21 protein-coding genes are annotated in these 22,899 nt (G+C 56.5%); 11 read left to right on the top strand and 10 right to left on the bottom strand.

Annotated features, from left to right (window positions below):
* Window positions 1-99 precede the first annotated feature (99 nt).
* The 6 genes from soil367_RS05700 (at window position 100) to soil367_RS05675 (ending at window position 5,938) form a co-directional block, all read left to right on the top strand.
* The gene (locus soil367_RS05700; RefSeq protein WP_136547779.1) at window positions 100-1,308 is read left to right on the top strand and encodes an ammonium transporter; all 1,209 of its coding nucleotides are present in this window, start codon (window positions 100-102) and stop codon (window positions 1,306-1,308) included.
* Window positions 1,309-1,444: 136 nt separating this feature from the next.
* Window positions 1,445-2,878 (top strand): circularly permuted type 2 ATP-grasp protein, encoded by a 1,434-nt coding sequence (locus tag soil367_RS05695; RefSeq protein ID WP_136547777.1) that lies wholly within the window; start codon window positions 1,445-1,447, stop codon window positions 2,876-2,878.
* Window positions 2,872-3,804 (top strand): alpha-E domain-containing protein, encoded by a 933-nt coding sequence (locus soil367_RS05690; protein WP_136547775.1) that lies wholly within the window; start codon window positions 2,872-2,874, stop codon window positions 3,802-3,804. Before soil367_RS05695 ends, soil367_RS05690 begins: the two co-directional genes overlap by 7 nt.
* Before the next feature lie 2 nt (window positions 3,805-3,806).
* Entirely contained in the window at window positions 3,807-4,592 is a 786-nt protein-coding gene (locus tag soil367_RS05685) for a transglutaminase family protein (protein ID WP_136547773.1), read from the top strand.
* 141 nt (window positions 4,593-4,733) lie between these two features.
* A complete protein-coding gene (locus soil367_RS05680) occupies window positions 4,734-5,459 on the top strand; it encodes a proteasome-type protease (protein ID WP_136547771.1) in 726 nt (241 codons plus the stop codon).
* A gap of 35 nt (window positions 5,460-5,494) precedes the next feature.
* Entirely contained in the window at window positions 5,495-5,938 is a 444-nt protein-coding gene (locus soil367_RS05675; RefSeq protein ID WP_136547769.1) for a potassium channel family protein, read from the top strand.
* Window positions 5,939-6,141: 203 nt separating this feature from the next.
* On the opposite strand, the gene soil367_RS05670 is transcribed toward soil367_RS05675, so the two are convergent.
* Window positions 6,142-6,963 (bottom strand): SDR family NAD(P)-dependent oxidoreductase, encoded by an 822-nt coding sequence (locus tag soil367_RS05670; protein ID WP_136547767.1) that lies wholly within the window; start codon window positions 6,961-6,963, stop codon window positions 6,142-6,144.
* 308 nt (window positions 6,964-7,271) lie between these two features.
* On the opposite strand from soil367_RS05670, the gene soil367_RS05665 reads away from it, so the two are divergent.
* Window positions 7,272-8,060, top strand: coding sequence for a DUF3047 domain-containing protein (locus tag soil367_RS05665; RefSeq protein ID WP_136547764.1), 789 nt, complete (start codon window positions 7,272-7,274; stop codon window positions 8,058-8,060).
* 70 nt (window positions 8,061-8,130) lie between these two features.
* Here soil367_RS05665 and soil367_RS05660 read toward each other — a convergent pair whose 3' ends face one another.
* A complete protein-coding gene (locus tag soil367_RS05660) occupies window positions 8,131-8,952 on the bottom strand; it encodes an aldo/keto reductase (RefSeq protein WP_136547763.1) in 822 nt (273 codons plus the stop codon).
* Window positions 8,953-9,182: 230 nt separating this feature from the next.
* Here soil367_RS05660 and soil367_RS05655 point away from each other — a divergent pair, with 230 nt between their 5' ends.
* The 4 genes from soil367_RS05655 (at window position 9,183) to soil367_RS05640 (ending at window position 11,825) form a co-directional block, all read left to right on the top strand.
* Window positions 9,183-9,407 carry a hypothetical protein gene (locus soil367_RS05655; RefSeq protein WP_136547760.1) on the top strand — a complete coding sequence of 75 codons (225 nt, stop codon included), beginning with the start codon at window positions 9,183-9,185 and terminating at the stop codon, window positions 9,405-9,407.
* A complete protein-coding gene (locus soil367_RS05650; protein ID WP_136547758.1) occupies window positions 9,400-9,825 on the top strand; it encodes a hypothetical protein in 426 nt (141 codons plus the stop codon). The genes soil367_RS05655 and soil367_RS05650 overlap by 8 nt, the downstream gene beginning before the upstream one ends.
* Window positions 9,826-10,451: 626 nt before the next feature.
* Window positions 10,452-10,892, top strand: coding sequence for a cyanase (cynS, locus tag soil367_RS05645; protein ID WP_136547756.1), 441 nt, complete (start codon window positions 10,452-10,454; stop codon window positions 10,890-10,892).
* A 120-nt stretch (window positions 10,893-11,012) separates the two neighbouring features.
* On the top strand, window positions 11,013-11,825 hold the full coding sequence (locus soil367_RS05640) for a formate/nitrite transporter family protein (protein ID WP_136547753.1): 813 nt from the start codon (window positions 11,013-11,015) through the stop codon (window positions 11,823-11,825).
* 187 nt (window positions 11,826-12,012) lie between these two features.
* Here the strand turns inward: soil367_RS05640 and soil367_RS05635 are convergent, their stop codons facing one another.
* The 8 genes from soil367_RS05635 to soil367_RS05605 form a co-directional block, all read right to left on the bottom strand.
* A complete protein-coding gene (locus tag soil367_RS05635; protein ID WP_136547751.1) occupies window positions 12,013-13,740 on the bottom strand; it encodes a bifunctional protein-serine/threonine kinase/phosphatase in 1,728 nt (575 codons plus the stop codon).
* A gap of 335 nt (window positions 13,741-14,075) precedes the next feature.
* Window positions 14,076-14,732 (bottom strand): PEP-CTERM sorting domain-containing protein, encoded by a 657-nt coding sequence (locus soil367_RS05630; protein ID WP_136547749.1) that lies wholly within the window; start codon window positions 14,730-14,732, stop codon window positions 14,076-14,078.
* 199 nt (window positions 14,733-14,931) lie between these two features.
* Window positions 14,932-16,848 carry a methyl-accepting chemotaxis protein gene (locus tag soil367_RS05625; protein WP_136547747.1) on the bottom strand — a complete coding sequence of 639 codons (1,917 nt, stop codon included), beginning with the start codon at window positions 16,846-16,848 and terminating at the stop codon, window positions 14,932-14,934.
* Window positions 16,849-17,228: 380 nt separating this feature from the next.
* Window positions 17,229-18,890 (bottom strand): PQQ-dependent sugar dehydrogenase, encoded by a 1,662-nt coding sequence (locus soil367_RS05620; RefSeq protein WP_172962281.1) that lies wholly within the window; start codon window positions 18,888-18,890, stop codon window positions 17,229-17,231.
* A gap of 489 nt (window positions 18,891-19,379) precedes the next feature.
* Window positions 19,380-19,550 (bottom strand): hypothetical protein, encoded by a 171-nt coding sequence (locus soil367_RS18805; RefSeq protein ID WP_172962280.1) that lies wholly within the window; start codon window positions 19,548-19,550, stop codon window positions 19,380-19,382.
* 959 nt (window positions 19,551-20,509) lie between these two features.
* On the bottom strand, window positions 20,510-21,160 hold the full coding sequence (locus soil367_RS05615; protein WP_172962279.1) for a hypothetical protein: 651 nt from the start codon (window positions 21,158-21,160) through the stop codon (window positions 20,510-20,512).
* Between the two features lie 91 nt (window positions 21,161-21,251).
* A complete protein-coding gene (locus soil367_RS05610) occupies window positions 21,252-21,914 on the bottom strand; it encodes an HNH endonuclease (protein ID WP_136547743.1) in 663 nt (220 codons plus the stop codon).
* Between the two features lie 112 nt (window positions 21,915-22,026).
* A complete protein-coding gene (locus soil367_RS05605) occupies window positions 22,027-22,866 on the bottom strand; it encodes a TIR domain-containing protein (RefSeq protein WP_136547741.1) in 840 nt (279 codons plus the stop codon).
* Window positions 22,867-22,899 lie beyond the last annotated feature (33 nt).

Genomic DNA, 22,899 nt, shown 5'->3' with positions numbered 1-22,899 from the left:
CGGCTTGCCTGTATGCACCGCTTCAATGCACGACCTACGAATGCATAGCATCCCCGTGCAGCTTAAAACCAGAACCTTCAATCAGGAGCAACCCGACCCGTGGATATCGCGAGTGCAGTTCACAGCCTGACCGAGAGCGCCAACACCCTCTTCATTCTCATCGGTGCCATTATGGTGCTGGCCATGCATGCGGGCTTTGCCTTCCTCGAGGTCGGTACCGTGCGGCACAAGAACCAGGTCAATGCCCTGGTCAAGATCATGACCGACTTTGGCATCTCGGCGGTGGCCTACTTTTTTGTCGGCTATTACATTGCCTACGGCGACCACTTCATGAACAGCGCCGCAGAGCTGACCAGCGGCAACGGCTATGAGCTGGTGAAGTTCTTCTTCCTGATGACCTTCGCGGCGGCCATTCCGGCAATCGTCTCCGGTGGTATTGCCGAGCGGGCGCGCTTCTATCCCATGCTTATCGCCTCCGGGCTTATTGTCGCTCTGGTCTATCCGTTCTTTGAAGGGCTCATCTGGAATGGCAACCTCGGTTTTCAAGCCTGGCTTGAGGTCCAGTTCGGTGCACCCTTCCACGACTTTGCCGGCTCTGTCGTGGTGCATGCGGTCGGCGGCTGGATTGCGTTGGCGGCGGTGCTGGTGCTCGGTGCACGAAAAGGGCGCTACCGTAATGGCAAAGTCGTGGCATTTGCCCCATCCAACATACCCTTTCTTGCCCTCGGCGCCTGGATACTCACCGTCGGCTGGTTCGGTTTCAACGTTATGTCCGCGCAAACCCTGGGCGGCATCAGCGGCCTCGTCGCCGTCAACAGCCTGATGGCCATGGTCGGCGGCATTCTGATTGCCATGCTGGTAGGCCGGAAGGATCCCGGGTTTATCCATAACGGTCCGCTTGCCGGATTAGTCGCGGTGTGCGCCGGTTCGGACCTCATGCACCCGGTCGGTGCATTAATCACCGGTGCTGTTGCCGGTGCCGTCTTCGTTTATCTGTTCGAATGGGCCCAGGCGAAAATCGAGCGTCTGGACGATGTCTTGGGTGTCTGGCCTCTGCACGGCGTCTGTGGGGTTTGGGGCGCGGTCGCTGCCGGGCTTTTCGGGCAGGAGGCCGCAGGCGGGCTCGGCGGCATCAGCCTCATGTCACAGCTCATTGGCGCTGGAGCCGGCGTACTTGTGGCGTTCGTTGGCGGGCTGCTGGTCTATGGCGCCATCAACTTCCTGGCGGGACTGCGTTTGAGCGAGGAAGAGGAATTCAACGGCGCTGATCTCAGCATTCACCGCATCGGCGCGACGGCTATAGAGTAATCCACGACTGTTTCGACGGGAGCGTCCGTCGCATCGCTGCACCAGGATATCGACCTGGTTCCAGCCAGGTGGCCTGCCTTTTGCTGAGCCTTTTGCTGAGTGTTATTAAACACGGGCTCAGCAAGAGGTCGCCCCCATGCAGATCCAGACGCCCCACGCAGGCCTGTACGACGAGCTATTTGATCAGGACAACCAGGTTCGACCCAGTTGTCGCCTGCTCGAGAAGTGGCTGCTCAGCTCCGAGGAGTCGGTACTGGCAGAAAAGCGCCGGGAGGCAGACGTACTGTTCCAGCGCCTGGGCATTACCTTCAATGTCTATGGTGAAGGCCAGGGTACAGACCGGCTGATACCCTTCGACCTGATTCCCCGCGTTATTTCGGCCAGCGACTGGCAGAAAATGCAGGCGGGGCTGCGTCAGCGGGTGCAGGCCCTGAATCGATTCCTGTTTGACATCTATCACGATTTCGACATTATCCGGGCCGGTGTCATCAGCGCCGAACAGGTCTTTGCCAACCCCCAGTACCAGCCCGGTATGCAGAAGCTGAAACTGCCCCGCAATCTCTATTGCCACATTGCCGGCATTGATCTGATACGCCATAACGACGGCGACTTCTACGTGCTGGAAGACAATCTCCGCTGCCCGAGCGGCGTCTCCTATATGCTGGAAAATCGTCGCATGATGATGCGGCTATTCCCCGAACTTTTCGCCCAGGCGCCTGTCGCTCCCGTGGATCATTACCCTGCCCTGCTGGGGGAAACCCTGCGGGCCGCCTCCCTCAAACCCGATCCGACCGTGGTCGTGCTGACGCCCGGCCGGTTCAACAGCGCCTATTTCGAGCACGCTTTCCTGGCCCGCCAGATGGGCATCGAGCTGGTCGAAGGCGCCGACCTGTTTGTCCGGCAGAACCGTGTCTATATGAAAACTACCGCGGGGCCGCAGCAAGTGGACGTTATTTACCGCCGCGTCGATGATGACTTCCTCGACCCGCTGATTGGAAACCCCGATTCCATGCTGGGCGTCCCAGGCCTTTATGCGGCGTATCGCACCGGCAACGTGGTGCTGGCAAATGCCATGGGCACCGGCGTAGCCGACGATAAATCCATCTACCCCTATGTACCGGACATGATCCGCTTCTACCTGAACGAGGAGCCTATTCTCAAAAACGTGCCCACCTGGCAGTGTCGCAAACCCAAGGACCTGGCCTATGTGATGGATAACCTGAAAGACCTGGTGGTCAAGGAGACCCAGGGCGCCGGCGGTTACGGCATGCTGATTGGCCCCCGCGCCAGCAAACAGGAGCTGAGTCATTTCCGGGACCTACTTAAAGCCAGACCGGACAATTACATCGCCCAGCCCACCCTGAGCCTGTCGACCTGCCCCACCTTTGTGGATCAGGGCATTGCCCCCCGCCACCTGGACCTTCGTCCCTTTGTACTGTCGGGCAAGAAAATACAGATGGTGCCGGGCGGCTTGACCCGGGTCGCACTGAAAGAGGGCTGCCTGGTGGTCAACTCTTCCCAGGGCGGCGGAACCAAAGATACCTGGGTGCTGGAGGACGACCAATGCTGAGCCGCGCCGCCTCATCTCTATTCTGGATGGCTCGCTATCTCGAGCGCGCCGAAACCCAGGCCCGCCTGCTGGACGTCAGTCTCACCATGGCCCTGATCGACGTGCCTGAAGACCGCGAAGAGCAACTCTCAGTGCCACTATTGGTCACAGGCACTCGGGAAATCTTCTATGAGTTCTACAGCGAAGTTACCCCCCAGAACCTGATCGACTTCCTGCTGCTCGACGACCGCCATCCTGCCAGTGTTTTCAGCATCTTCGGCACCGCCCGGGATAATGCCCTGCAGGTCAGGGGCAACCTTTCCGCAGACGTCTGGGAAAGCATCAACCTGTCGTGGCTGGAGCTGAAGGAGCTGCGGGCGAAAGGCGTCAGTGAGTCCAATGCCAGTCGCGTGTTCGACTGGACCAGGGAGCGCTCCCATGTGTTTCGCGGGGCGGCGTATGGGACGCTCCTACGCAATGATGCCTTTCACTTTCTGCGTCTGGGAACCTTTATCGAGAGAGCCGACACCACGGCCAGAGTGCTGGACATAAGGCATCGTATGGCCATCGGGTCACTCCAGGGGCACCCGACCCAGTCGTTTTTCGAGTGGACAGCCCTGTTGCACTCCCTGGCGGCGTTCGAGGCCTACCAGAACACCTACGGTCACAACATCGAGCCGATGAACGTGGCGGAATTGCTGATTCTCAAGCCGGATGTCCCCCGGTCCCTTCATGCCTGCCTGGAGGAGATTGCCAGCCTGCTGGAGCAGATCGAAAGTGGCCCTGCCCGCCGCGCCCGCCGGCTGGCCACCAGCCTGTTCGCCAATATCCGCTATGGCGACCGCGAGTACATTGAAGAGCGGGGCCTGCACGAATACCTCGTGGATTTCCTCGCCCGTATCCAGCGTATCGCCGGCCAAATCCAGAAAGACTACATGGGGTGGTAACGATGAAACTGCATATCCGCCACGACACCATTTACAACTACGACTCACCCACAGAGAACAGCCTGCAGTACCTGCGCCTGACGCCGCGCAATACCTCCCAGCAGAAGGTGCTGTCGTGGAAATTGACGACGCCCGGAACGACAAGCCAGATGACGGACGGCTTCGGCAACCTGGTCACCGTTATGGTCATGGACAAGGCCGTTACCGAAATAACCCTGACCGCCGAGGGTGTCGTCGACCTTAGCGGAAAATCCCTGACCCGGGACGACTCGCCCTTCCCACCCCAGGTGTTCCTGCGCCACACCGCGCTGACTGAGGCGGATTCAGCCATCAAGGCGTTCGCGAGCCAGTTCTCGGCCAACAAGCGCAGCCTGATCCGGATGATGAATCGTATTCTTGAACATATCCACTTCACCCCAGGCGTCACTTCGGTCACGCACACAGCGGCGGAAGCCTTCGCGCAGAAGGCGGGGGTATGCCAGGACCATACCCACGTTTTCATTTCCTGTTGCCGTCATATTGGTGTCCCGGTGCGCTACGTCAGCGGTTACATCCACACTTTCAGTGAAGATCATCTCGCAACCCACGCCTGGGCTGAGGCCTGGCTGGGCCATAACTGGCATACCTTTGACGTGGTTAACCTGCTGAACGTTGCGGAAAGCCACATCAAATTGGCTACCGGTCTGGATTATGGCGATGCTGCCCCTGTCAGAGGCGTGCGCAGTGGCGGCGGTACTGAGCAGTTGCAAACCCGGGCCTGGGTCACTTTGGCTTCAGACGGCCAGTGAGTTCAAGAAAGGCAACAGTGCCAATAGAAAAGGCGGCAGTGCGAACGGAAAAAGGCAATATTGGGAGTAAAAGTGGCAGGAGCCCACGCATTCCGCGGTGAACCGTATAAACTAGTACATCTAGATCCCTGAGGGTTGGCCATGACCTATTGCGTGGCGATGTGCTTGGCAGATGGCCTGGTGTTCGCGTCCGACTCCCGCACCAATGCGGGCTTTGATCAGATTTCCACCTTTCGCAAAATGCACGTCTTCGAGCAGCCCGGCGAGCGGGAACTCGTGTTGCTTTCCGCTGGCAACCTCGCTACCAGCCAGAGCGTCATCAGTTTGCTGGAGAAGCGGTTAAGCGCCGCCCCGGGCAGCATTCTCGGTACCAGCTCCATGTTCGAGGCGGCGGAATTAATCGGAAAGACCATGCGCGAAGTGATCCACCGGGATAACCCGAACGGCGCCATCAATCACGTCGACTTCAGCTGCTCGATGATACTCGGCGGGCAAATCCGCGGCGAACAGCACCGGCTGTTCAACATTTATCCCGAGGGCAACTTCATCGAGGCCACGAAGGAAACACCCTACTTCCAGATCGGCGAATCCAAGTACGGCAAGCCGATACTCGATCGTGTAATTTCCTACACAACCTCGCTGGAGCGCGGCTACCAATGCGCCCTGATCTCCTTCGATTCGACTATGAAGAGCAATCTTTCCGTGGGCATGCCTCTAGACGTGGCTATATATCGGCGTGATAGCCTCAAGCCTTGTTTCAACGATCGGGTCACCGACCAGAGCCGCTACTTCCAGGCACTTCGGCAGCAGTGGCACATCGGCATTCAGGCACTGTGCAACGATCTGGAGCCGCCCCAGCTGAATTAATTCCAACTCAATCCGAGGGGAACAGTACATTGGAGATGGCCAACCAGGCAGGCCTGATCAGTGTCAGCCTGATCAACAGCTTAATCGTCATTGTTTCTGTACTGACCCATTACGAATGCCTGGTCAGGCTGAGCGGTCTGATCGCCGGGATTCGCTTCCGTCACCGCTTCCGGTTGATTGTCGCAGTCGTCGGCGTGTTGATTGGCCACGTCATTCAAGTCTGGTTATTTGCCTCTGCCTATTTTTTTATGCATGCGGCCGAGGGCTGGGGCAGATTGGCCGGAAACTTTTCCGGCAGTTTTATCGACTGTGTGTATTTTTCGTTCACCACTTTCACCACCCTCGGATACGGTGACATCCAGCCCTTGGGCGCGCTGCGTTATCTGACCGGCATTGAGGCACTGACCGGCCTGGTACTGATCACCTGGAGCGCCTCTTTCCTCTTCGTCGAAATGCAACGCTACTGGACCGAGCGTTGATTCACCGGTTCCCGAGCGTGGGTTTACCGGTGAGAGTGGTCAAAGAAGTAGCCTGCTGCGCAGTACCCGTCCCCACACTCGCGTCAATCGTCAACCAGGGACCCGCCGCCTTATTGGCCTCGAAACAGCCAGGCCATCAAGAGCGAACGGGTCAGGGACGCAGGTCAGGACCGCCGAGCGCTTGAGCGTGCTATATGCGCTGCTCAGCGAAACGTAATGCCCCGCCAGCGCATGGTTAACTTCACCAGAGCCACGTAAGCAGACGGTAGCAGCCGGGCCAGGATGTCCTGGGCGTGACCGTCGCTAATAAAGATGCGGCCGCGCTTTTTACGGATGCCGTTCAGGATGAGCTCAGCGGCCTTTTCGCGTGAAGTGCCCTTCTGCAGCATCTTGTGGAATTGCTGCGTGGTGGCACTGTTATGGTAATCCGCATTGAGCGTGATGTTGGTCGCCACCGCGCCGGGATGCACGGTGTGCACGCTGACGTTATGCACACCGCGAATCTTATGCTCTGCCCTGAGTGCATCGGTGAAACCCCTTACCGCAAACTTGGTCGTGCAGTAGGGCACCAGATAGGGCAAGGCCAGGATACCCTGGCTACTGGACAGGTTGACGATCGCTGCCTGGGGGCGTTTGAGCAGGTGTGGATAGCAGCGCTGGGTGGTATGAATCACACCCCAGTAATTTATGTTCGTAATCTTCTCAAAGTCCGCTTCGGTGACCTCGTCGAAGCTGCGGTCGCCCAGCGCGACACCGGCGTTATTGATGAGGATGTCGATCTGGCCAAATTTCTCCAGAACCTGATCAACAAAGGCATTCACAGCCGCTTTATCGCCGATGTCTACCTTCGCACTAAGCCAGGGCGCGCTCATCTTTTTGAGCTCGGCTTCGGTTTTATCCAGCCCTGCGACGTCGCAGAACGCCACTCTCGCACCGGCCTGCGCCAGTTGCAGGACCAGTGAATTACCGATGCCGTCGCCACCACCTCCGGTGACGATCGCAACTTTGTTCTGGAAATAGTGCATGGATCATTCTCGACGTTAGTTATGGAAAAGGAAGGGCCACCTGAGGTTTGCCGGCGAGCCTGCGCCAGACGTTTTAGGTTAGTCGCAGCATCGGCTCGTCTTTGCCCGTGCCGGTCCGCGTGACTGAGACCCCGTAACAAAGGGAGACAGAGCTTACCCTGAGTCGGCTCGGGTTTCTGTGGCCCCGAGCGCGTTTCGCTTGAGGAGCACTGGGGTTAAGGGTAGCGTCGGGACCATACTTCGCCGCCGGGCCGCCGATTTCATAACCGGTCAGTGCTCCTTCTGGTTTTCACCTCATGGACGTGCATATGCCCACACGCCGCTACAACATTTCCCCCGCCCGCTGCCTGGCCCTGTTTCTGGCCCTGTTGGCAGTTGCAGAGACAAAAGCCGACGTTGAGACGGTGCCGGTACCGCCGTTCTCAGCCCAGACCGACATCGGTACCCCGGACAGCGCCTGGGAGCCGCTCACCTTCCCCAACATCGACAACAGAACCGTCTACAGCTTTAAGAAAGAGGACGAGATTCAAGTCGTCCAGGCAGAAACCGATAACAGCGCATCGGGACTGATTACCCGGGTCCAGCTCGATCCGACGGAGTACCCGGTGCTGTCCTGGCGCTGGAAGATAAGCAATGTCTACGAAAGCGGCGATGCTCGAAGCAAAGCAGGCGACGACCACCCCGCCCGCGTTTATGTCGCCTTTGCCTTCGAACCTGACAAAGCTGGCTTTTTCGAGCGTATGAAGCGTAAAGCCGCCTCGGCCCTGTTTGGGGCCGAGCTACCCGGCAGGTCGCTCAACTACATCTGGGCCAATAAGCTTGCGGTGGGAGAAGTCGTCCCGAACCCGTACAGTGACGCGACCCGTATGATCGCGGTGAACTCTGGTAATGCCCAGGCGGGAAGCTGGGTAAGCGTTGAACGCAATATACTTGCTGATTACCGGGAAGCCTTCGGCGAGGAGCCGCCCGGGATCGTCGGCATCGGTATCATGTCTGACTCCGACAACACCGGCGAAGCCGCTACGGCCTGGTATGGCGATATAGCGCTCGGTAACAGGCCGCGCGGAAACAACGACCTCGGGCACGAAGCGCAGTAATACTGGGCTTCGACCCTAAGCTCACAAAAGTCGGGGACCGCCCACGCCCCACAATGCTCTGCCGGCGTCTTCAGATCATCGCCAGCGGCTCTTTGCGCCCCGGCGGCGGGAATGCTGAATTGATCAGGTCCAGATCCTCCTGGGTTAGCTCTACCGCAGCGGCTTCGGCATTCTGGCGCACATGGTTGCTGCCGACTGCCTTGGGAATGACAATGACTCCGGGTTCCCGGAGTAGCCAGGCCAGGGCGACCTGGGCTGATGTAGCGCCGTGCCGCTGTGCAATATCCTGCAGGACCCGGTGCCCTAGCAGCTCACCCCCCTGACCTATCGGGCTGTAAGCCATCAAAGGCAGATCATGCTGTTGTTGCCAGGGCAGCAGATCAAACTCGATGCCCCGGGTCTGGGCATTGTAGAGCACCTGATTGGTGGCACAGGCGGGGTTTGCCAGTTCCTCCAGGTCATCCACATCGAAGTTCGAAACACCCCAGCGCCTGATCTTGCCCTGTTCGCGCAGCCGTTCGAAACCTTCCACGGTCTCCGCCAGCGGATACTGGCCGCGCCAGTGCAGCAGATACAGGTCGATCACGTCCGTATTCATCCGCTTCAGGCTTCGCTCGCAAGCGTCGACAACACCGCGGCGGCTGGCATTGTGGGGATAGACCTTGCTGACCAGAAAGACGCTATCTCGCAGACCGGAGATGGCCTCGCCAACGACTTTCTCCGCCGCGCCCTCACCGTACATCTCAGCGGTGTCGATCAGCCACATGCCCCGCTCGACGCCTTCCCTGAGCGCAGCGACCTCCGCGCGACGTCGCCCCGTATCCTCGCCCATGTGCCAGGTGCCCTGTCCTATTACCGGTACCCGCGTACCGGCCAGCTCGATCGATCTCATTCCAGCCCCTCCTTGGTTTTAATCAGGATGTCTTTGGTTTTAATCGGGATGTCTGTTGTTCAAAGACAGGGAGTCATTCCCGCGCATAGACCGCGGTGGGGTCAAATAAATTTTGGACAGCTTGGGCGAAATCTGATTCACGTGAACGTCTTGCCATCAGCAGTTGCGCCTTGGGTCCGGCGCGAATACTGTAGCAATAGATGTGATTACGACCGATATACGGGTGACCTATGCCAAAAAGGGATCGTTTACTGGTCGAGATAGCGCTGCAGGAAAAGCTATGTCTAGGCTCTATGGCTATCGCTTCGGCGATCGTTGGCTACGTCTTCGCCAACTTTGATCAGCTTTCCGGCGGGAGAGCCTTTATTGCCGTCCTGAGCGCCTCGGTTTTTGTGGCCTACGCCTTCATTGTCTATTACTGGATACTGGAAGCGCTGGAGCATCTTGATGCTTAGTCAGTTCTTCGCTGGAGTCGGCGTTATAGTCCTGCTTGGATTTGTAGCCTACCTTGGCTATGACACTCGGCGTAGAACACTAAGTCTTCGTGAAGCCCGGGAAAAAGCATCTGCCCGTACGCGTCGGGAACCTTGGTCCGGCTGGGCCTGGGTCGGCGGTTCAGAATCGGAGCCCCGCCGAGTATGGGTCGGCGAGCGCGGTTCAAAACCAGAGCCCGATCCCGAGATAGTTGAGGAACGCAAACGCGAACCTCGTCGGCGACCGGTGCGTGCAGCTGCGCCAGGCCGAGCCCGCGAATTAAAAAAAAGCTATGAAGAAGAAGTAGAAGAGCTCCGCCGCAGTATAGAAAAGCTAAGCCAGAAAACAGCCGCCGCTGCAAAACGTACCCCGCCCAAATCTGAAGAAGACGATGGCTGATAGTTGCGGCGGAGAGTGACGGCTGAGAGTGACGGTGGAGCGTATCAGTCCGGTCATCTCGTCGCGCCGATGGTTCGGCCTGGGATAACTCGATCGCTAGTCAGGCGAGCCGCTGCTGGTCGAGCGCAGACTCTAACACCCACGCTGGCGCAGTCAGCTCAGGGTTTGCACCCGCCTGACAGGCATCGGCTTTGACGCTGCAGATGTCCTCGCGTGTTATTGATGCGCATATTCCGTTAGTCGTATCCGTCCTGCTTTTCCATGCGACTCCCCGGCGTAAGCCCAGCGCCAGAAGCCCCAATACGACGCCTTTGATCGGTGTAATAAAGCGCCTCACCCGCCGCGCTCTAATCGCGCGCTCTAACCGATAGTTCCGCAGTCTCCAACCCGGTTGCTCACCGGCCCGCTTCTTTAACGTTCTGCCCATCGATGTCTTCTTGTGGTTTGACCGCCCGACATTAGCGCACCCAGGCAATGCTGAGCTTCGTTTTTCCAACTGGCGCGGAACCTGCAAAGAGAGCGTGAAGGACGAGGAAAATCAGCGGATATAACAGGTTGTGCCCGCTGAGAGCCCCAAGACGGTGCCTACGCACCACTATGTAGCAAAAGACGCCGAGGGTTTAGTTATGAACCATGAAATGATGACCGCCGCTATCCTCACCGCCAAAAACGAGAAAGGTCTGGCCTGGGAACAGATTGCTGAGGCCATCGGCATGTCGCCGGTCTGGACGACATCCTGTTGCTTCGGGATGAACACCATGCTGGAGGAGCAGGCCAAGGCACTGTGCGAGACGCTTGCACTCGATCAGGCAGTCGCGACCGCTTTGCAGACGCCCCCTTCCAAGCACTGGGGCGACAGTGTGCCCCAGGATCCCCTTATCTATCGCCTCTACGAGGCGACCATGATCTACGGCCCCAGCGTCAAGGCTCTGATACACGAGAAATTCGGCGACGGCATCATGAGTGCCATCGATTACAAGATGTACGTGGACAAAGTGGAGGACCCCAAAGGCGATCGGGTGGTGATCACCATGGACGGCAAGTTCCTCCCTTACAAACGCTGGTAACGGCTCGCGGCCAGCCGTGGGCGGCCGGGAAGACTATCTTCCGCGCTGAGAAAGAGACTCTGACTCAACAGCGCGTCGTTCCAGAAACTCCATTTCCATTTCGCACAGAGAGCTGCTGTTATGTCTTACCTTCTACCCAACGAGTTTGTTACCAAGCTGGTTGACGCCGGCGAAGCCAAGATCTACATGGGAACGCGGGATACCCTGATTCGTGCATTCATGGCCGGTGCCACGCTGGCGCTCGCTGTCATTTTCGCCGTCACCATAGCGGTTCAGACCGGCTCATTCCTGTTGGGCGCCCTGCTTTTTCCGGTCGGTTTCTGCATGCTCTACCTCATGGGGTACGACCTGCTGACCGGAGTCTTCATGCTCGTACCCATAGCCTGGCTCGACAAACGCCCCGGCGTAACGTTACCGCGCATGCTGAGGTGCTGGGGCCTTGTCGGGCTCGGCAACCTCTGTGGTGCGCTGTTCATCGCCTTCTTCGGTTACATGAACTTCTCCATGGGCGGCACCGAGGCCATCTCCGATGTGGGCCTGAAGATGATGGCCGTTGGCGAGAGCCGGACGGTGGGTTATCAGGACGCGGGCCTGGCCGGCTGGATCGTGCTTTTCCTGCGGGGTGTATTCTGTAACTGGATGGTCTCGATGGGCGTGGTGGGCGCCACCATATCCACCCATGTTTCTGGCAAGATCATGGCCATGTGGATGCCGATCATTGTGTTCTTCTACCTGGGGTTCGAGCACTCCGTAGTGAACATGTTCCTCTTTCCGATCGGCCTGATGATGGGCGCCGACTTCACTCTCTACCAATACATTGTGTGGAATGAAATACCAACCGTGCTGGGCAACCTGGTCGGCGGTCTGACCCTGGTCGGTCTGGTGCTGTACACAACCCATGTTCGCACCCAGGCGAAGAGAGTCTTTTCCTAAGCGACGTCTGTGCTTCGTTTTGAAGTCATGCGATAGAGCCGTTGCCGGGACCTGACCCGGCAACGGCTTTTCTTTTACACGCAATCCCATGAAACCTTGCCCGGTACCTTGCGGAACCTGAACGGGTAGGTCTGCCCATTGCCCGGCCGATCAGTGGCACGGCAACCGGTATCCCCGCCCATGGTCCCTAGCCGTAGCTCAGGATCAGTTGAACGATAAGAAGTACAGCAAGCAGGCCCGAGACGCCTTTCCAGAAGGCTTCGGGATTGCGTTCCAATAACGGCGGCCGCACGGCATTCACGAACTCGCGCCTGGGGTGGTATAGGTCGTGGATGAACTCGGAGACATCCTCATAGCGGCGATCCGGCTTGGGGTGCAGCGCCTTGCGCAGGGCGCCGTCGATCCAGGTGGGGCAACTGCGGTTGTAGTGATAAACCGGGTCATACCGGAGACGATTCAGACCTGCGCGATTCTTGACCTGGCTCGCCTCGGGGCCGTACGGCAAGCGTCCGGCAAGCATCTGGTAGGCCACCACGCCCAGGGAGAAGATATCTGAACGGGCGGAGCCACATTCGCCCAGAAAATACTCCGGCGCCGAGTACTGCTGGGTGCCGAGCATAGGCGCGTTCTCTGACCCGATGCCCTCGCTGACACCTGCAACCTGAACCGCGCCAAAATCGATCAGCTTGGCGGTGCCCAGGCTGTCGATCATGATATTCGCGGGGCGCAGGTCCTGGTGGAGCATGTCCTGTCGATGGAAGGCCCGCAGACCTTTGCCGATCTGTTCCACCAGCGCCCTGACCTTCGAGAAGGGCGCGTCGGGGTTGTCGCGCAGCCACTGGTCCAGGGTCTGGCCCTCAATGTATTCCGTCGCAACGTAGAGATAGTTCTGGGCATGGGCGCGGTCGTACGCACGCAGTACATAGGGGCTGTCGATGCGCCGTGCAACCCACTCCTCGGCCAGGAACTGCTCCAGCGCAACCGGATCTTCCCGTACATCGGTCGCCGGCACTTTCAGCACGGCGGGCCGACCCGTTGCCGTGTCCAGCGCAAGGTAAACGTAACTACGGCTGCTCATGTGCAATTCACGAACAATCTCGAAGCCGTCTATCTGGCTGCGGGCATTGAGGGTCGGCGGAAAAGGCAGCTCCGTCACGTGTTGCTGGAGTTCGTAAAGCTTGGGCTGGGGCGTCTCATCAATGCGCAGAATCTGGACAGTCAGGTTGTCATCACTGCCCTGCTCATAGGCTGCCCCCACAATAATTCTCGCGGCTTCGTCCAGATCATCCGGATTATCTGCAATGACCGCTGCAATCGCGCCGGGAGTCAGCGTTTCATGGATGCCATCCGTCACCAGCACAAAGATATCGCCGGGGACCACCGACAGTGAATGGTAATCAATCTCTAACTGGTCATTCACGCCCAGTGCCCGCCCCAGATAGCTTTTACCGGGCGATGTCCAATGGCGATGATCACGCGTCAGTTGCTCGAGGGTACGGCCCTGCACGCGATAGGCCCGTGCATCGCCCACGTGCAAGAGGTACGCCCTGGCCGATTTGATGATGAGACCGGTGAAGGTGCAGACGTATCCACGGTCCTTGTCGTAGCGTGCCCAGCTGTTGTTGGTGTGGGACGTCAGCCAGGCGTTCGTCGCGTTGATCACCCGGTCCGCGGACTTCTTCACCGACCAGGCAGCGGATGTGCAGTAATAATCCTGCAGAAAACTCTTAACTGCGGTCTCGCTGGCAATATGGGCCACATCGCTGGAGCTGATGCCGTCAGCAAGGGCCATCGCGACACCCTTGGATTCAAGCTCCGCGCCTTCGGGAACACGTGCCCCGTGAAAGTCCTGATTGCTCGGCTTGGCGCCGGCATCCGAATGCTGTCCTATTGATACGCGTAAATAGCCTGCCATTTATCTTCCTAAGGCATTGAACCCACAGTGAGCGTGTATCGAAAACCCGCGGCAGCCGTTGAAGGAGGCGTGATCGCATGGCAGCCAACAGTGATATCTAAATGACTCTTGGACGAGTTGACGAGCGTTCGGCATGGGAACGGCCCGTACCGTCTACGACGCCCGCCATTCAGCATACTGTTGCGGGATATCTTTGCGAGACACGTGCAACGAATGCGAGATACGTGCCAATAAAAAACCGCGAGCAGAGTCGCGGTTTTTTGCCAGCGAGGCCTGCATTCACAGGGCCTCATCGGGTGGGTCTTATCGGGCTGCTCTTATCGGTGAATTATCTTTCAGGCCCGCTTGTTGCGGCGATTGATCCCGAAACCAAGCAGACCCAGCGTCAGCAACGCCAGTGATCCTGGTTCAGGAACAGAAACCAGCGGATTACCTTCGCCGATCAGCTTTGATGAGCCGCCCTGGAAGTCGCCGCCCTTGATACTCTGTACGCGCATGCCCGCTCTCTGGCTGGCAAACTGCGCGGCGCTCAGGCCGGTGATGGTCAGATCGAAGCTCAGCGTCTGGTAAAAATCAGGCCCGCCGTTGCTTCCGGTAATCACGGCGAAGTCCCAGTTGGTCTGGCCGGCACCGTTAAGGTTCACGTTTCCGTTGAGGAACGAACTGACTGAGTCCTCGCCAAAGAATGTATCGACCACGATGCCAGACGGATCTTCGTTCGAGATCGATGCTGGCCCGGAGAGCGCGCTGAAGTCAGCAAAATCGAACCAGAGTCCGAGAATGTCGCCCTTGGTGATACCGACATTGACTGAAGCTGAAATATCCGCTGACACCTTAACCGTATTGGCGCTGGTGTCTGTAAACGTCAGCTCACCGAAAAAGCCACCGCCATTGGTTGCATCTTCCAGCGGCGTCGTGATGACGGCGGCGCTGGCAAGCGACGTCATGGCAAACAAAGCTGTAGCTGAGATTATGCGTTTGAAACTGTTCATTGTTCTGTTGCTCCGCTGGAACTCGCATCCTGTGAGTATTCGTGAGCATGAGAAGAGCAACAACTGTTCCACTAATAATTACGGTTTATTTTCCAACCCCTTACGATTTCGGTAATAAACGGGCTGTAAGAATTTTCGACATCGGCCTGAATAACATGTCCGTTTTGCGGAAGCGGGCCTTCGGTTCTCGGCCTGAACCTCAGGTACGGAAGCGGGAAATCGTTTCCCCGAGTTCCCGTGCAAGACGCTCCATTTCGCTACAATCCTTGCTGCTGCGGATAATGTCCTGATCAGTTTCCCTGACCAGATCGGCGATCGACTGGATATTACCGTTGATCTCCTCTGCCACCAGAGACTGCTCTTCGGTCGCCGTGGCGATCTGGGTGGTGATATCGCTGGTGGATTCGACCAGCGAGAGAATCGTTTGCAATGACGCGCCTGTGCGTTCCGTGCTCGCGACACTGACCTCACTGATCTGCTTGCCTTTGTGCATGGATGCCACCGCAGACTTTGCACTGGTTTGGAGGCGGTCGATCTTGTCGTTAATTTCCGACGTGGCCTCAGCGGTGCGACGGGCTAGCTGCCTGACCTCATCCGCGACGACAGCAAAACCGCGGCCGTGCTCTCCAGCGCGAGCGGCTTCAATAGCCGCGTTCAGTGCCAGCAGGTTGGTCTGCTCGGACACGGAGCGTATCGTTTCAAGAATCGAGGAGATCTCTTCGATTTCCACGGCCAGGTGATCGGCGTCGAGCGCGGCCTTGTCCATGTCGTTCGACAGGGTCTGCATGCCCTGGACAGTCTCCCTGGACACCTCCATGCCTTTGACGCTTTCTTCCTGCGACCGCGACGCGTTTACCGCGGCCGTTTCTGCACTGCGGGCGATTTCCTGCACGGTGGCGGTCATCTCATGAATAGCTGTTGCGGCCATTTGTGATTTTTCGGCCTGCTGGCCTGAGCGGCTGGCGGTGCTGTCGATCGCCGCAGTAACGCGCGCGACGCTGGCCTGCAACTTGACCTCAGTCTCCCTGACCGAGCGCATTGTCACTGCGATTTTCTCAAGGAAGCCGTTAAAGCTCGAGGCGAGCGCGCCAATCTCATCAGAAGACTGGACGTCCAGCCGCTGGGTCAGATCCCCGCCGCGTTCAGCCATGGCCGTCATCGCCGCAGACACTTCGCGCACTGGCTTCAGTATGCGGCCCGAGAGTACGGTCAGGAGGATAAGTGCAAGCGCAGCGGCAACTGTACCGACCATGATATTGAACGCGGTTGCAGAACGGGCATCAGCGTAAAGTTCCGATTCAGGAACTTCGGCGACGAGATACCAGCCCATACCAGGCACCGGCAGCATCGCTGAAACAAGCTCTTCCCCATCGCGCTGATGAAACCCGTAGGAGAAAGCGTCGTTCATCAGCCGGCCACTGAGATCAGCGCCCACGTAGCTTGCAAGCGGCTGGGATGCCTCCGCAGTCGGGTGGAGCTGAACGGTACCCTCGCCATCGACCAGGTAAACCTTGCCATTTTCGCCGATGCTGTAGCGTTGCAGCATCTCGCGCATGGAGTCCAGGCTTCGACCGATACCCACAGCGGCAACACGGCGGTTTTCCGTTACGACCGCAAAGTTGACGAACAACGTCGGCACTCTGGTTTCGTCAGAGACGTCCACGGATAGCTCATAGGGTTCGGAACCCGACAGAAAGTCCGGTAGCCAGCTGTCCTTGCTGGAAGCCGGATCCAGCACTTTGAAGAGGCCGGCAGATGTATAGTAGTGGTTGCTCAATCGGGACACGTAAGACACACCCCCCACGCCCGTATTCTCCACCGCCGCCAGGTTTCTCGACACCCCTTCCAGCTCTTCCATTGGCTCGCCACGGGCAAGCCAGTCAAGCAGGAAAGTATTACTGGCCAGCGTACGCGCCACCGAGACCGGCTTCACCAGCTCAATCTGTATCTCGTTGCGTATCTCGCCGAGGACAGCGGGAAGTTCAATCTCCAGCAAACGTTTGTCGATCATCTGGGTCATCTTGACGTTCGCGATCCAGATAACCGCGGCAAGGGAGGCTATCAATGCAATGCCTGAGCAGAGGATGATCGTCTGGCGAAAGCTGAGTTTGGGCACGGGGTGTCACGCTCTTGATGTGTATGGCTCTAGGATGAACGCCGGCAAGCGCACGCTTGAGAAATTAGGGATAAATCTGGGTTCGCCGGGACTCGCCTGTTTAGCAGTTGCCGAAAGCCTGGCATAGCAGCAGAAAGGTTGAAAAAAGCTTAGCACCGCCTTCGCCAGGCCAGTGTTATGTTATGTAAGCTCTTGTTGTGAAATGGCATTCGGCAGGGTGAAAGCCTAACTGGCGTATGGCTCGGCTTGTGTGGCGGGTACCCAACTGCGCGATCCGCGCGGGTTTCTGCAACAGCCCATGCAGCGAAGCTCCCCAAGCTATGGTTCAGCTTTCAAGTGGCTTACAGGTAGCGCCGGAGTAGCCGGCGCCGCTGAGACTCTCAATCCGCCCCGATATCGTCTGTCGGGTCGATGCGGATAATCTCACCTGACGCGCTGTCGGTCAGCAGGTAGAGTTCGCCCTCGTCGCCGACAATGACATCGCGAACGCGCCGGTTGAGTTCGTGGAACAGCCGCTGGTCGGCCACCAGCTCGCCATCTTCGAGGTTCAGCCGGAACACGCCGCGCCCGGCCAGACCGCTGACCAGCAGGTCGCCGTTGAACTCCGGAAACCCATCGCCCTTATAGATCGTCATCCCTGATGGCGCGATCGACGGCGTCCAGTGGTTGATGGGCCCCCGCAGGCCCTCAAGCTGGTCATGGGGCGTAATGTAGGAGCCGGGGTAATTGATGCCCTCGGTCGCCAGCGGCCAGCCATAATTTACTCCGGGTTCGATAATATTGACCTCGTCACCCCCGTAGGGCCCGTGTTCGCTTTCATACAGCCGTCCGGAATCGGGATCGTAATACAGGCCCTGCGGATTCCGGTGCCCGTAGCTGTAGATTTCCGGTCGTTTATCGGCCTGTCCGACGAACGGGTTATCGTCCGGCACCGAGCCGTCCATGTGCAGCCGGACCAGTTTGCCGATGTGGTTACTCAGGTCCTGCGCCTCCTCGCGGAAATCGAAGCCATCGCCTACGGACACAACCAGAGTGTCATCGGGCAGGAACACAATGCGCGAACCGAACTGCACGGTGGTGTCTGTCAGCGGCTCGGCCTGGAAAATGCGGTGGAAATTCTGCAGTTCGTCGCCCTTGAGCTCGCCGCGGCCGACGCAGAGGTTACTGGCTTCGACCGAGCCGCAGGCATAGCTCAGAAAGATAGTCCGGTCCTGCTCAAAATGGGGAGACAGCTCCATGTCCAGCAGCCCGCCCTGAACGCCGAAAACAACCTCGGGCACGCCGCCGAGAGGTTGCTTGAGCAGTGCGCCTTCGCCGTCGATGATGCGAATATCCCCGGTACGCTCAGCGACCAGCCGACGCCCGTCGGGTAGCTGCTCCATGCTCCAGGGGTACTCAAGCCCTTTGACAACAATGGCTACCCGGTAGTTTTCCAGGGGGTAATCATCGATGGCACGAAGGCGCTCCGGGCGCATGGATACATGGAGAGCGAACGCCGCAGCCAGCACAACAATCGGAAACGCCAGGTGGGTCCAGGTGAAGCCTTTCTGCGCCCGGAATTCCGGCTTGCCACTGGTGCGCGCAAAGACCCAGGCCCCGATGACGCCGGTGGCCAGCATCGCAATAAAACCGTTGACGTGCCGTGTGGCCGCGATCAGCGTCGGGATTGCCGCCATCTCGTTAGCAAAGACAAAGGCAACAGCCAGGCCCACGGCACCTGAGCCACCCAGCAATATCGAACGCAACCCGGGCCACTTGCGCGTTAGCCATAGCGCCGTCGGAAACGCGAACAGGAACGCAACGCCGACGAGCAGGCCGTAGAAAGGCGCGAACGAGAGCAGGTCATGAAGAATTGTCCGCTGCCAGTCGCGCCAGTTCGCGTAAGCCCCCATCTGGAGCACGCTGACAATATTCACCGTGGACTGTACCAGCGAGCCGAGAATAGAAGTCACCAGCACAGCGAACAGCCAGGGCAGCAGATTGCGCCCCATCATCCTCAAGGACTTCCTGAACGCCTTGAGACTCAGAGATTCAGTGGGCATGTGGTTCCTTGTTGTCTCCGGTTGATTGTTCTCAGCATTAAGGGCAGCCGCCAAGGGGCAAACCATGTGGCCCTATGCTACTTCGAAACTCGGGCTAGCGTTAAATCCTGCGGCACCCGCTCACGATAGCCTGCAGACTTGGGTTCTGCATGCACTGGCCCATGTTCGGGCAGCCCATGTTCGGACATTACTGGCGCTGGGGCATCTGGCCGTTCCCTGACTCCTTGAGGGGTTGAACTTTGGGGGCAATCAGACTGCGGCGGTTGGCCGAAACGGCAAGACGAGGCAATACGCAATATCTGACCCGATCAATTTGCTCTGCAGCGGAAAAGCTTTAAGCGGAGTGCGCTTATCGATGGCTTGGTCGAAGAGGTACGGATCATTCTTCACTTTCCTAAAACAAAAAACCGAAAACCGGGACAGATTTATTTAAGCCTCTGAGAAACTGACTGAAAAATAAACCGGTCCCGGTCTTCTATTCCCAGTAGCTCACCTAGACTGCCACTCTAATTCTTCACCAGCTGCTCGCCATGTAGTTGACACAATCTCATTAATGAGCTCACGCAATTCTTTCTCTACGTCTTCGAGACGTCTTTTTTCGTTCCGCTTTACAAAATCATCATATTTCTTTCTAACACCTTTCAAATAATGGTCTACCATGTCGGGCTCCTATATATGACACTTTCCTAAGCACCGCCGAGTTGTGCCATAACTCGACTCACAAGAGTTTAGTACACCCTGTGGGTTCCGTATTTCAAAAAACCGGCGAAAACCGGGACAGAATTATTTAAGCTTTTGAGAAACTGAATGAAAATAAATCTGTCCCGGTTTTCTCGTTTGTACGTGGCGGCTGCCATTGGTTACGAGTATGTCTATACACACTTTGCTGGCACCTGAATCGTGCTCCCGGCACCAGATCAGAAGCCGGTACTGCGTCTACACCGACGTTCGCGGCGGGGGAGTTTCAGGTGGGTGTCCACATAGTGTTACATAATTTTTTGATTCATGCCCTTATGTCCGCCCCGCAGTCGGGACATTTACTCCGGATCAGTTTAAACATCCGACCATACTGCTTGCGGAACATCTCGCTTGTACCGGTCATAAGTTTGGTGTTGCATACCGGGCAACGTAGGGAATAGATATTTACGTTCATATAAGCAATGTAAGCAACGAAAAAAACAATAGCGGGCCATCCGATGAATTGGCTCAAGGCAAACAGGAGAAAGCAACCCAACAACGTAAGAAAGAGCCTTATCGTGATCTGATTCATTTAAAATATTTCCTACGACTGCGGAACGAGGTAACTTGCTCTGTTTTTTCGAAGGAGCTGGTTTAGCTCCTCTTGAGGGAGTACCCCACTCTCCCGCACTTTTTTGGACGAACCGCTCAAAAAATAGATCTGTCCCGGTTTTCTCCTGGCGCCATATGATGGGTATGATGACGATGGATATGATCTGTAGCTGCTGTAGCCGCCGCACGCTGGGCAATCTGCTCTACCGCCCGCTGTGCGATTTTGGCATTTCCTCTGAATTTATTTATCACTCTAACGCTTGCAGCACGCGCGGCTTCGTAATGGAGGCGCAGCCGCACTGAAAAAGCCGTCGCTGTGCCTGTGATTGTTATACGTTTTCACCTTGTGCCTCTAAGAACCAAAAGCTACCGTAATTGATCCAGTCTAAGGAATATTTCCGAGAAAGATTAATATTTACTTCCCTGCCACCAATTGGCGTAGTGAGCTGAATTGGACCAAATGATGCGCCGTGTGAAATATCATAGTCCCAGCATTTCGAATCTTTGCTTGAGGGCTGAACAAGCCTTTCCATATCGCTCATAACCAACGCGACGCCTTCTTGAGCGACACCTTCTGATATGTATTGCTCAAGAAGGTGTAGATCTTCATACACACCTTTCATAAAAATATCAGTCGCGCCACGCTTGCCCCCAGATGCCGCAAAGGTACGATAACATTTCATTTCAACCGCTATGACGTGGTTTTGATTTCCAATCTGCCCACGGAAAAGAAGATCAATTTCACGACTGCGGCCGTTTGCCCTAACTCCAGATTCAAGCTCTATTTCAAACTTTTCGTCATCATGGAAAGTTATTAACGGAATAAGCTGCTGCAGGACGTAAGCATATTGAAGCTGCATCGATGCTTCTTTGTTTATCGGAATCAGTCCGTTTCCTACTTTTCTAGAGAACATCACCCAGCTAAGGGAGACGGCAGCTCTCATTCGTTCTGAAAAATTCTCTGCTTCGATACTAGGCACGAGGTTCCTTTAACGTATAACGCTTGCAGTATGCGCGCCATGTAATGGAGCCGAAGGCGCAATGTAATTGGCGTCGCCGTGCCTGCCATTGTTAGGCATGCAGGCCTCGAATATCAAAGTTTGCATCGCCATGATGATGACCTGAGATAGACATGAAGAGCTTTCCCGTTAGCTCCACATTTGTGCGGACGATTTGTCTGTTGGAGCAGTAGAATTCAGAATCAACACACAACTGTAGCTTTTTAATATCCTCGATTTTTATCGTCTCTTCAGTCTCAAAACTATTAGAGAATAGGCAAATTGGCTTTGAAATAACTAGCATCCAATAAGTTTCGATTCGATCGGTTTCAAAAGAGTCGTAATTTGGAGGGCCGGGAAATGCTTCTCGCCAGACAAACCCCTTTAACGTTACGACCTGATCTTCGTAAACCTCTTCAATCTGCTTGTTCTCACTTTCTTCCCATCTACCCTCTAAAAACTCGAGCTCTCGCACAACCTGAAACCAGCGGTCTCGATGCTTTCGAAGCTCTGCTGATGAGTACTTGGTGCCTTTGGGGTGTTCGCTATTGTAATGCCCCGCTTCAGCGTGGCAATTGAAGCAAAGTGGTACGCAATTATCGAAGGTAGAACCACCGCCCTTGGACTCCATCACGATGTGATGAAGCTCTATGTTACGCCCACCGAACATATGACAGACACAGCAGCGTCTCCCACAAGCAACTAGTGCATCTTCTTTAATTTTTTGGGGCCACATATGTCTTCTTTTCTTGGCTTGCTTTGTTGCCTAACGCCAGGCTCACGCGCCGGTTTGGAGCCGCGAAGCGGTGGAAAATCGGTCGCTGTGCAGCCGCTGGTTAGCGCCTTGTTTAAAATGGAATATCGTCGTCAAAATCATCCACCGGGACTTGGGTAGGGCGCGAATCAGAATCCGTTTTTGGCAGTGAATCCTCGTTTTCTAACAGATAATCAATGCCATCAGCGGTGATCGAGAAGCCGTAGTACTCATAGTTTCCGTCTTCGACGATACTCTTATCTAAATAGCCAAGCCTCTCCAGTTTGATGAGCGCAAGACTAAGGTGTCCGTCGCTGACTCCGCCAATTTCATTAAATACCATATGCGCCGCAACGCCCTCGGGCGATCGAGCATATGACTCCAATACTTTTGTAAGGATGAGGTGCTCCGCCTCTCCGACCTTATATTTGTATCCAACTTTCCGTCGAACCTTTTTCTGAACATCAAGATCTTGGGAGACCAAGCCTAGTTCTGCGACACGTTTCTTTATCAGGACGCTTGGATGATTTACAGCTGCTTCTAAGTTCTTGTCAGACCGATTTCCCTCATAATCTGCCGCAGTGAGTCCGAGCAAGTCAGTAGGCAAGTGAAGGTCAGTATCCCTTGGTTTGACGATGAAGCATCTATCTTTGCCAAGTGTTCCAGTGAATAAGCCGAGTTCATAGACAACGTTGTCGCGAGTAACCTGCCTTTCCTTTTCCCGAATCTGGGCAACATCGTCGGGCGTAAAAATGAATATCGCAAAATCCACCGTATCGGCCATTTGGACAAGCGATTCGATGGTCGATTGCGATAGCGCAAAACCGTGTTTCCAGACTGTTACTTCTGCTTGATGATCGAGATTGACGTTGAATGCATCCGCTACATCGAGACTTTCAGCCGAAGATGCGATAAATATTCTTGGTTTTCTCATAGTTTTACCCACAGTCTCCCGCAATGAAGGGTG

It is taken from the genome of Hydrocarboniclastica marina (assembly GCF_004851605.1).
Classification (GTDB): Bacteria; Pseudomonadota; Gammaproteobacteria; order Pseudomonadales; family Oleiphilaceae; genus Hydrocarboniclastica; species Hydrocarboniclastica marina.
The sequence above is the reverse complement of the archived record's forward strand: the minus strand, read 5'-3'. Positions and strand labels throughout refer to the sequence as shown.

Bases quoted from the DNA above. Each gene is read 5' to 3' on its own strand.
- soil367_RS05640 (WP_136547753.1), top strand. From the start codon at position 11,013: ATGTCTTACCTTCTACCCAACGAGTTTGTTACCAAGCTGGTTGACGCC.
- cynS (WP_136547756.1), top strand. From the start codon at position 10,452: ATGAACCATGAAATGATGACCGCCGCTATCCTCACCGCCAAAAACGAG.
- soil367_RS05605 (WP_136547741.1), bottom strand. From the start codon at position 22,866: ATGAGAAAACCAAGAATATTTATCGCATCTTCGGCTGAAAGTCTCGAT.
- soil367_RS05695 (WP_136547777.1), top strand. From the start codon at position 1,445: ATGCAGATCCAGACGCCCCACGCAGGCCTGTACGACGAGCTATTTGAT.
- soil367_RS05620 (WP_172962281.1), bottom strand. From the start codon at position 18,890: ATGCCCACTGAATCTCTGAGTCTCAAGGCGTTCAGGAAGTCCTTGAGG.
- soil367_RS05630 (WP_136547749.1), bottom strand. From the start codon at position 14,732: ATGAACAGTTTCAAACGCATAATCTCAGCTACAGCTTTGTTTGCCATG.
- soil367_RS05650 (WP_136547758.1), top strand. From the start codon at position 9,400: ATGCTTAGTCAGTTCTTCGCTGGAGTCGGCGTTATAGTCCTGCTTGGA.
- soil367_RS05690 (WP_136547775.1), top strand. From the start codon at position 2,872: ATGCTGAGCCGCGCCGCCTCATCTCTATTCTGGATGGCTCGCTATCTC.
- soil367_RS05610 (WP_136547743.1), bottom strand. From the start codon at position 21,914: ATGTGGCCCCAAAAAATTAAAGAAGATGCACTAGTTGCTTGTGGGAGA.
- soil367_RS05675 (WP_136547769.1), top strand. From the start codon at position 5,495: ATGGCCAACCAGGCAGGCCTGATCAGTGTCAGCCTGATCAACAGCTTA.
- soil367_RS05685 (WP_136547773.1), top strand. From the start codon at position 3,807: ATGAAACTGCATATCCGCCACGACACCATTTACAACTACGACTCACCC.
- soil367_RS05665 (WP_136547764.1), top strand. From the start codon at position 7,272: ATGCCCACACGCCGCTACAACATTTCCCCCGCCCGCTGCCTGGCCCTG.
- soil367_RS05655 (WP_136547760.1), top strand. From the start codon at position 9,183: ATGCCAAAAAGGGATCGTTTACTGGTCGAGATAGCGCTGCAGGAAAAG.
- soil367_RS05680 (WP_136547771.1), top strand. From the start codon at position 4,734: ATGACCTATTGCGTGGCGATGTGCTTGGCAGATGGCCTGGTGTTCGCG.
- soil367_RS05670 (WP_136547767.1), bottom strand. From the start codon at position 6,963: ATGCACTATTTCCAGAACAAAGTTGCGATCGTCACCGGAGGTGGTGGC.
- soil367_RS05660 (WP_136547763.1), bottom strand. From the start codon at position 8,952: ATGAGATCGATCGAGCTGGCCGGTACGCGGGTACCGGTAATAGGACAG.
- soil367_RS18805 (WP_172962280.1), bottom strand. From the start codon at position 19,550: ATGGTAGACCATTATTTGAAAGGTGTTAGAAAGAAATATGATGATTTT.
- soil367_RS05635 (WP_136547751.1), bottom strand. From the start codon at position 13,740: ATGGCAGGCTATTTACGCGTATCAATAGGACAGCATTCGGATGCCGGC.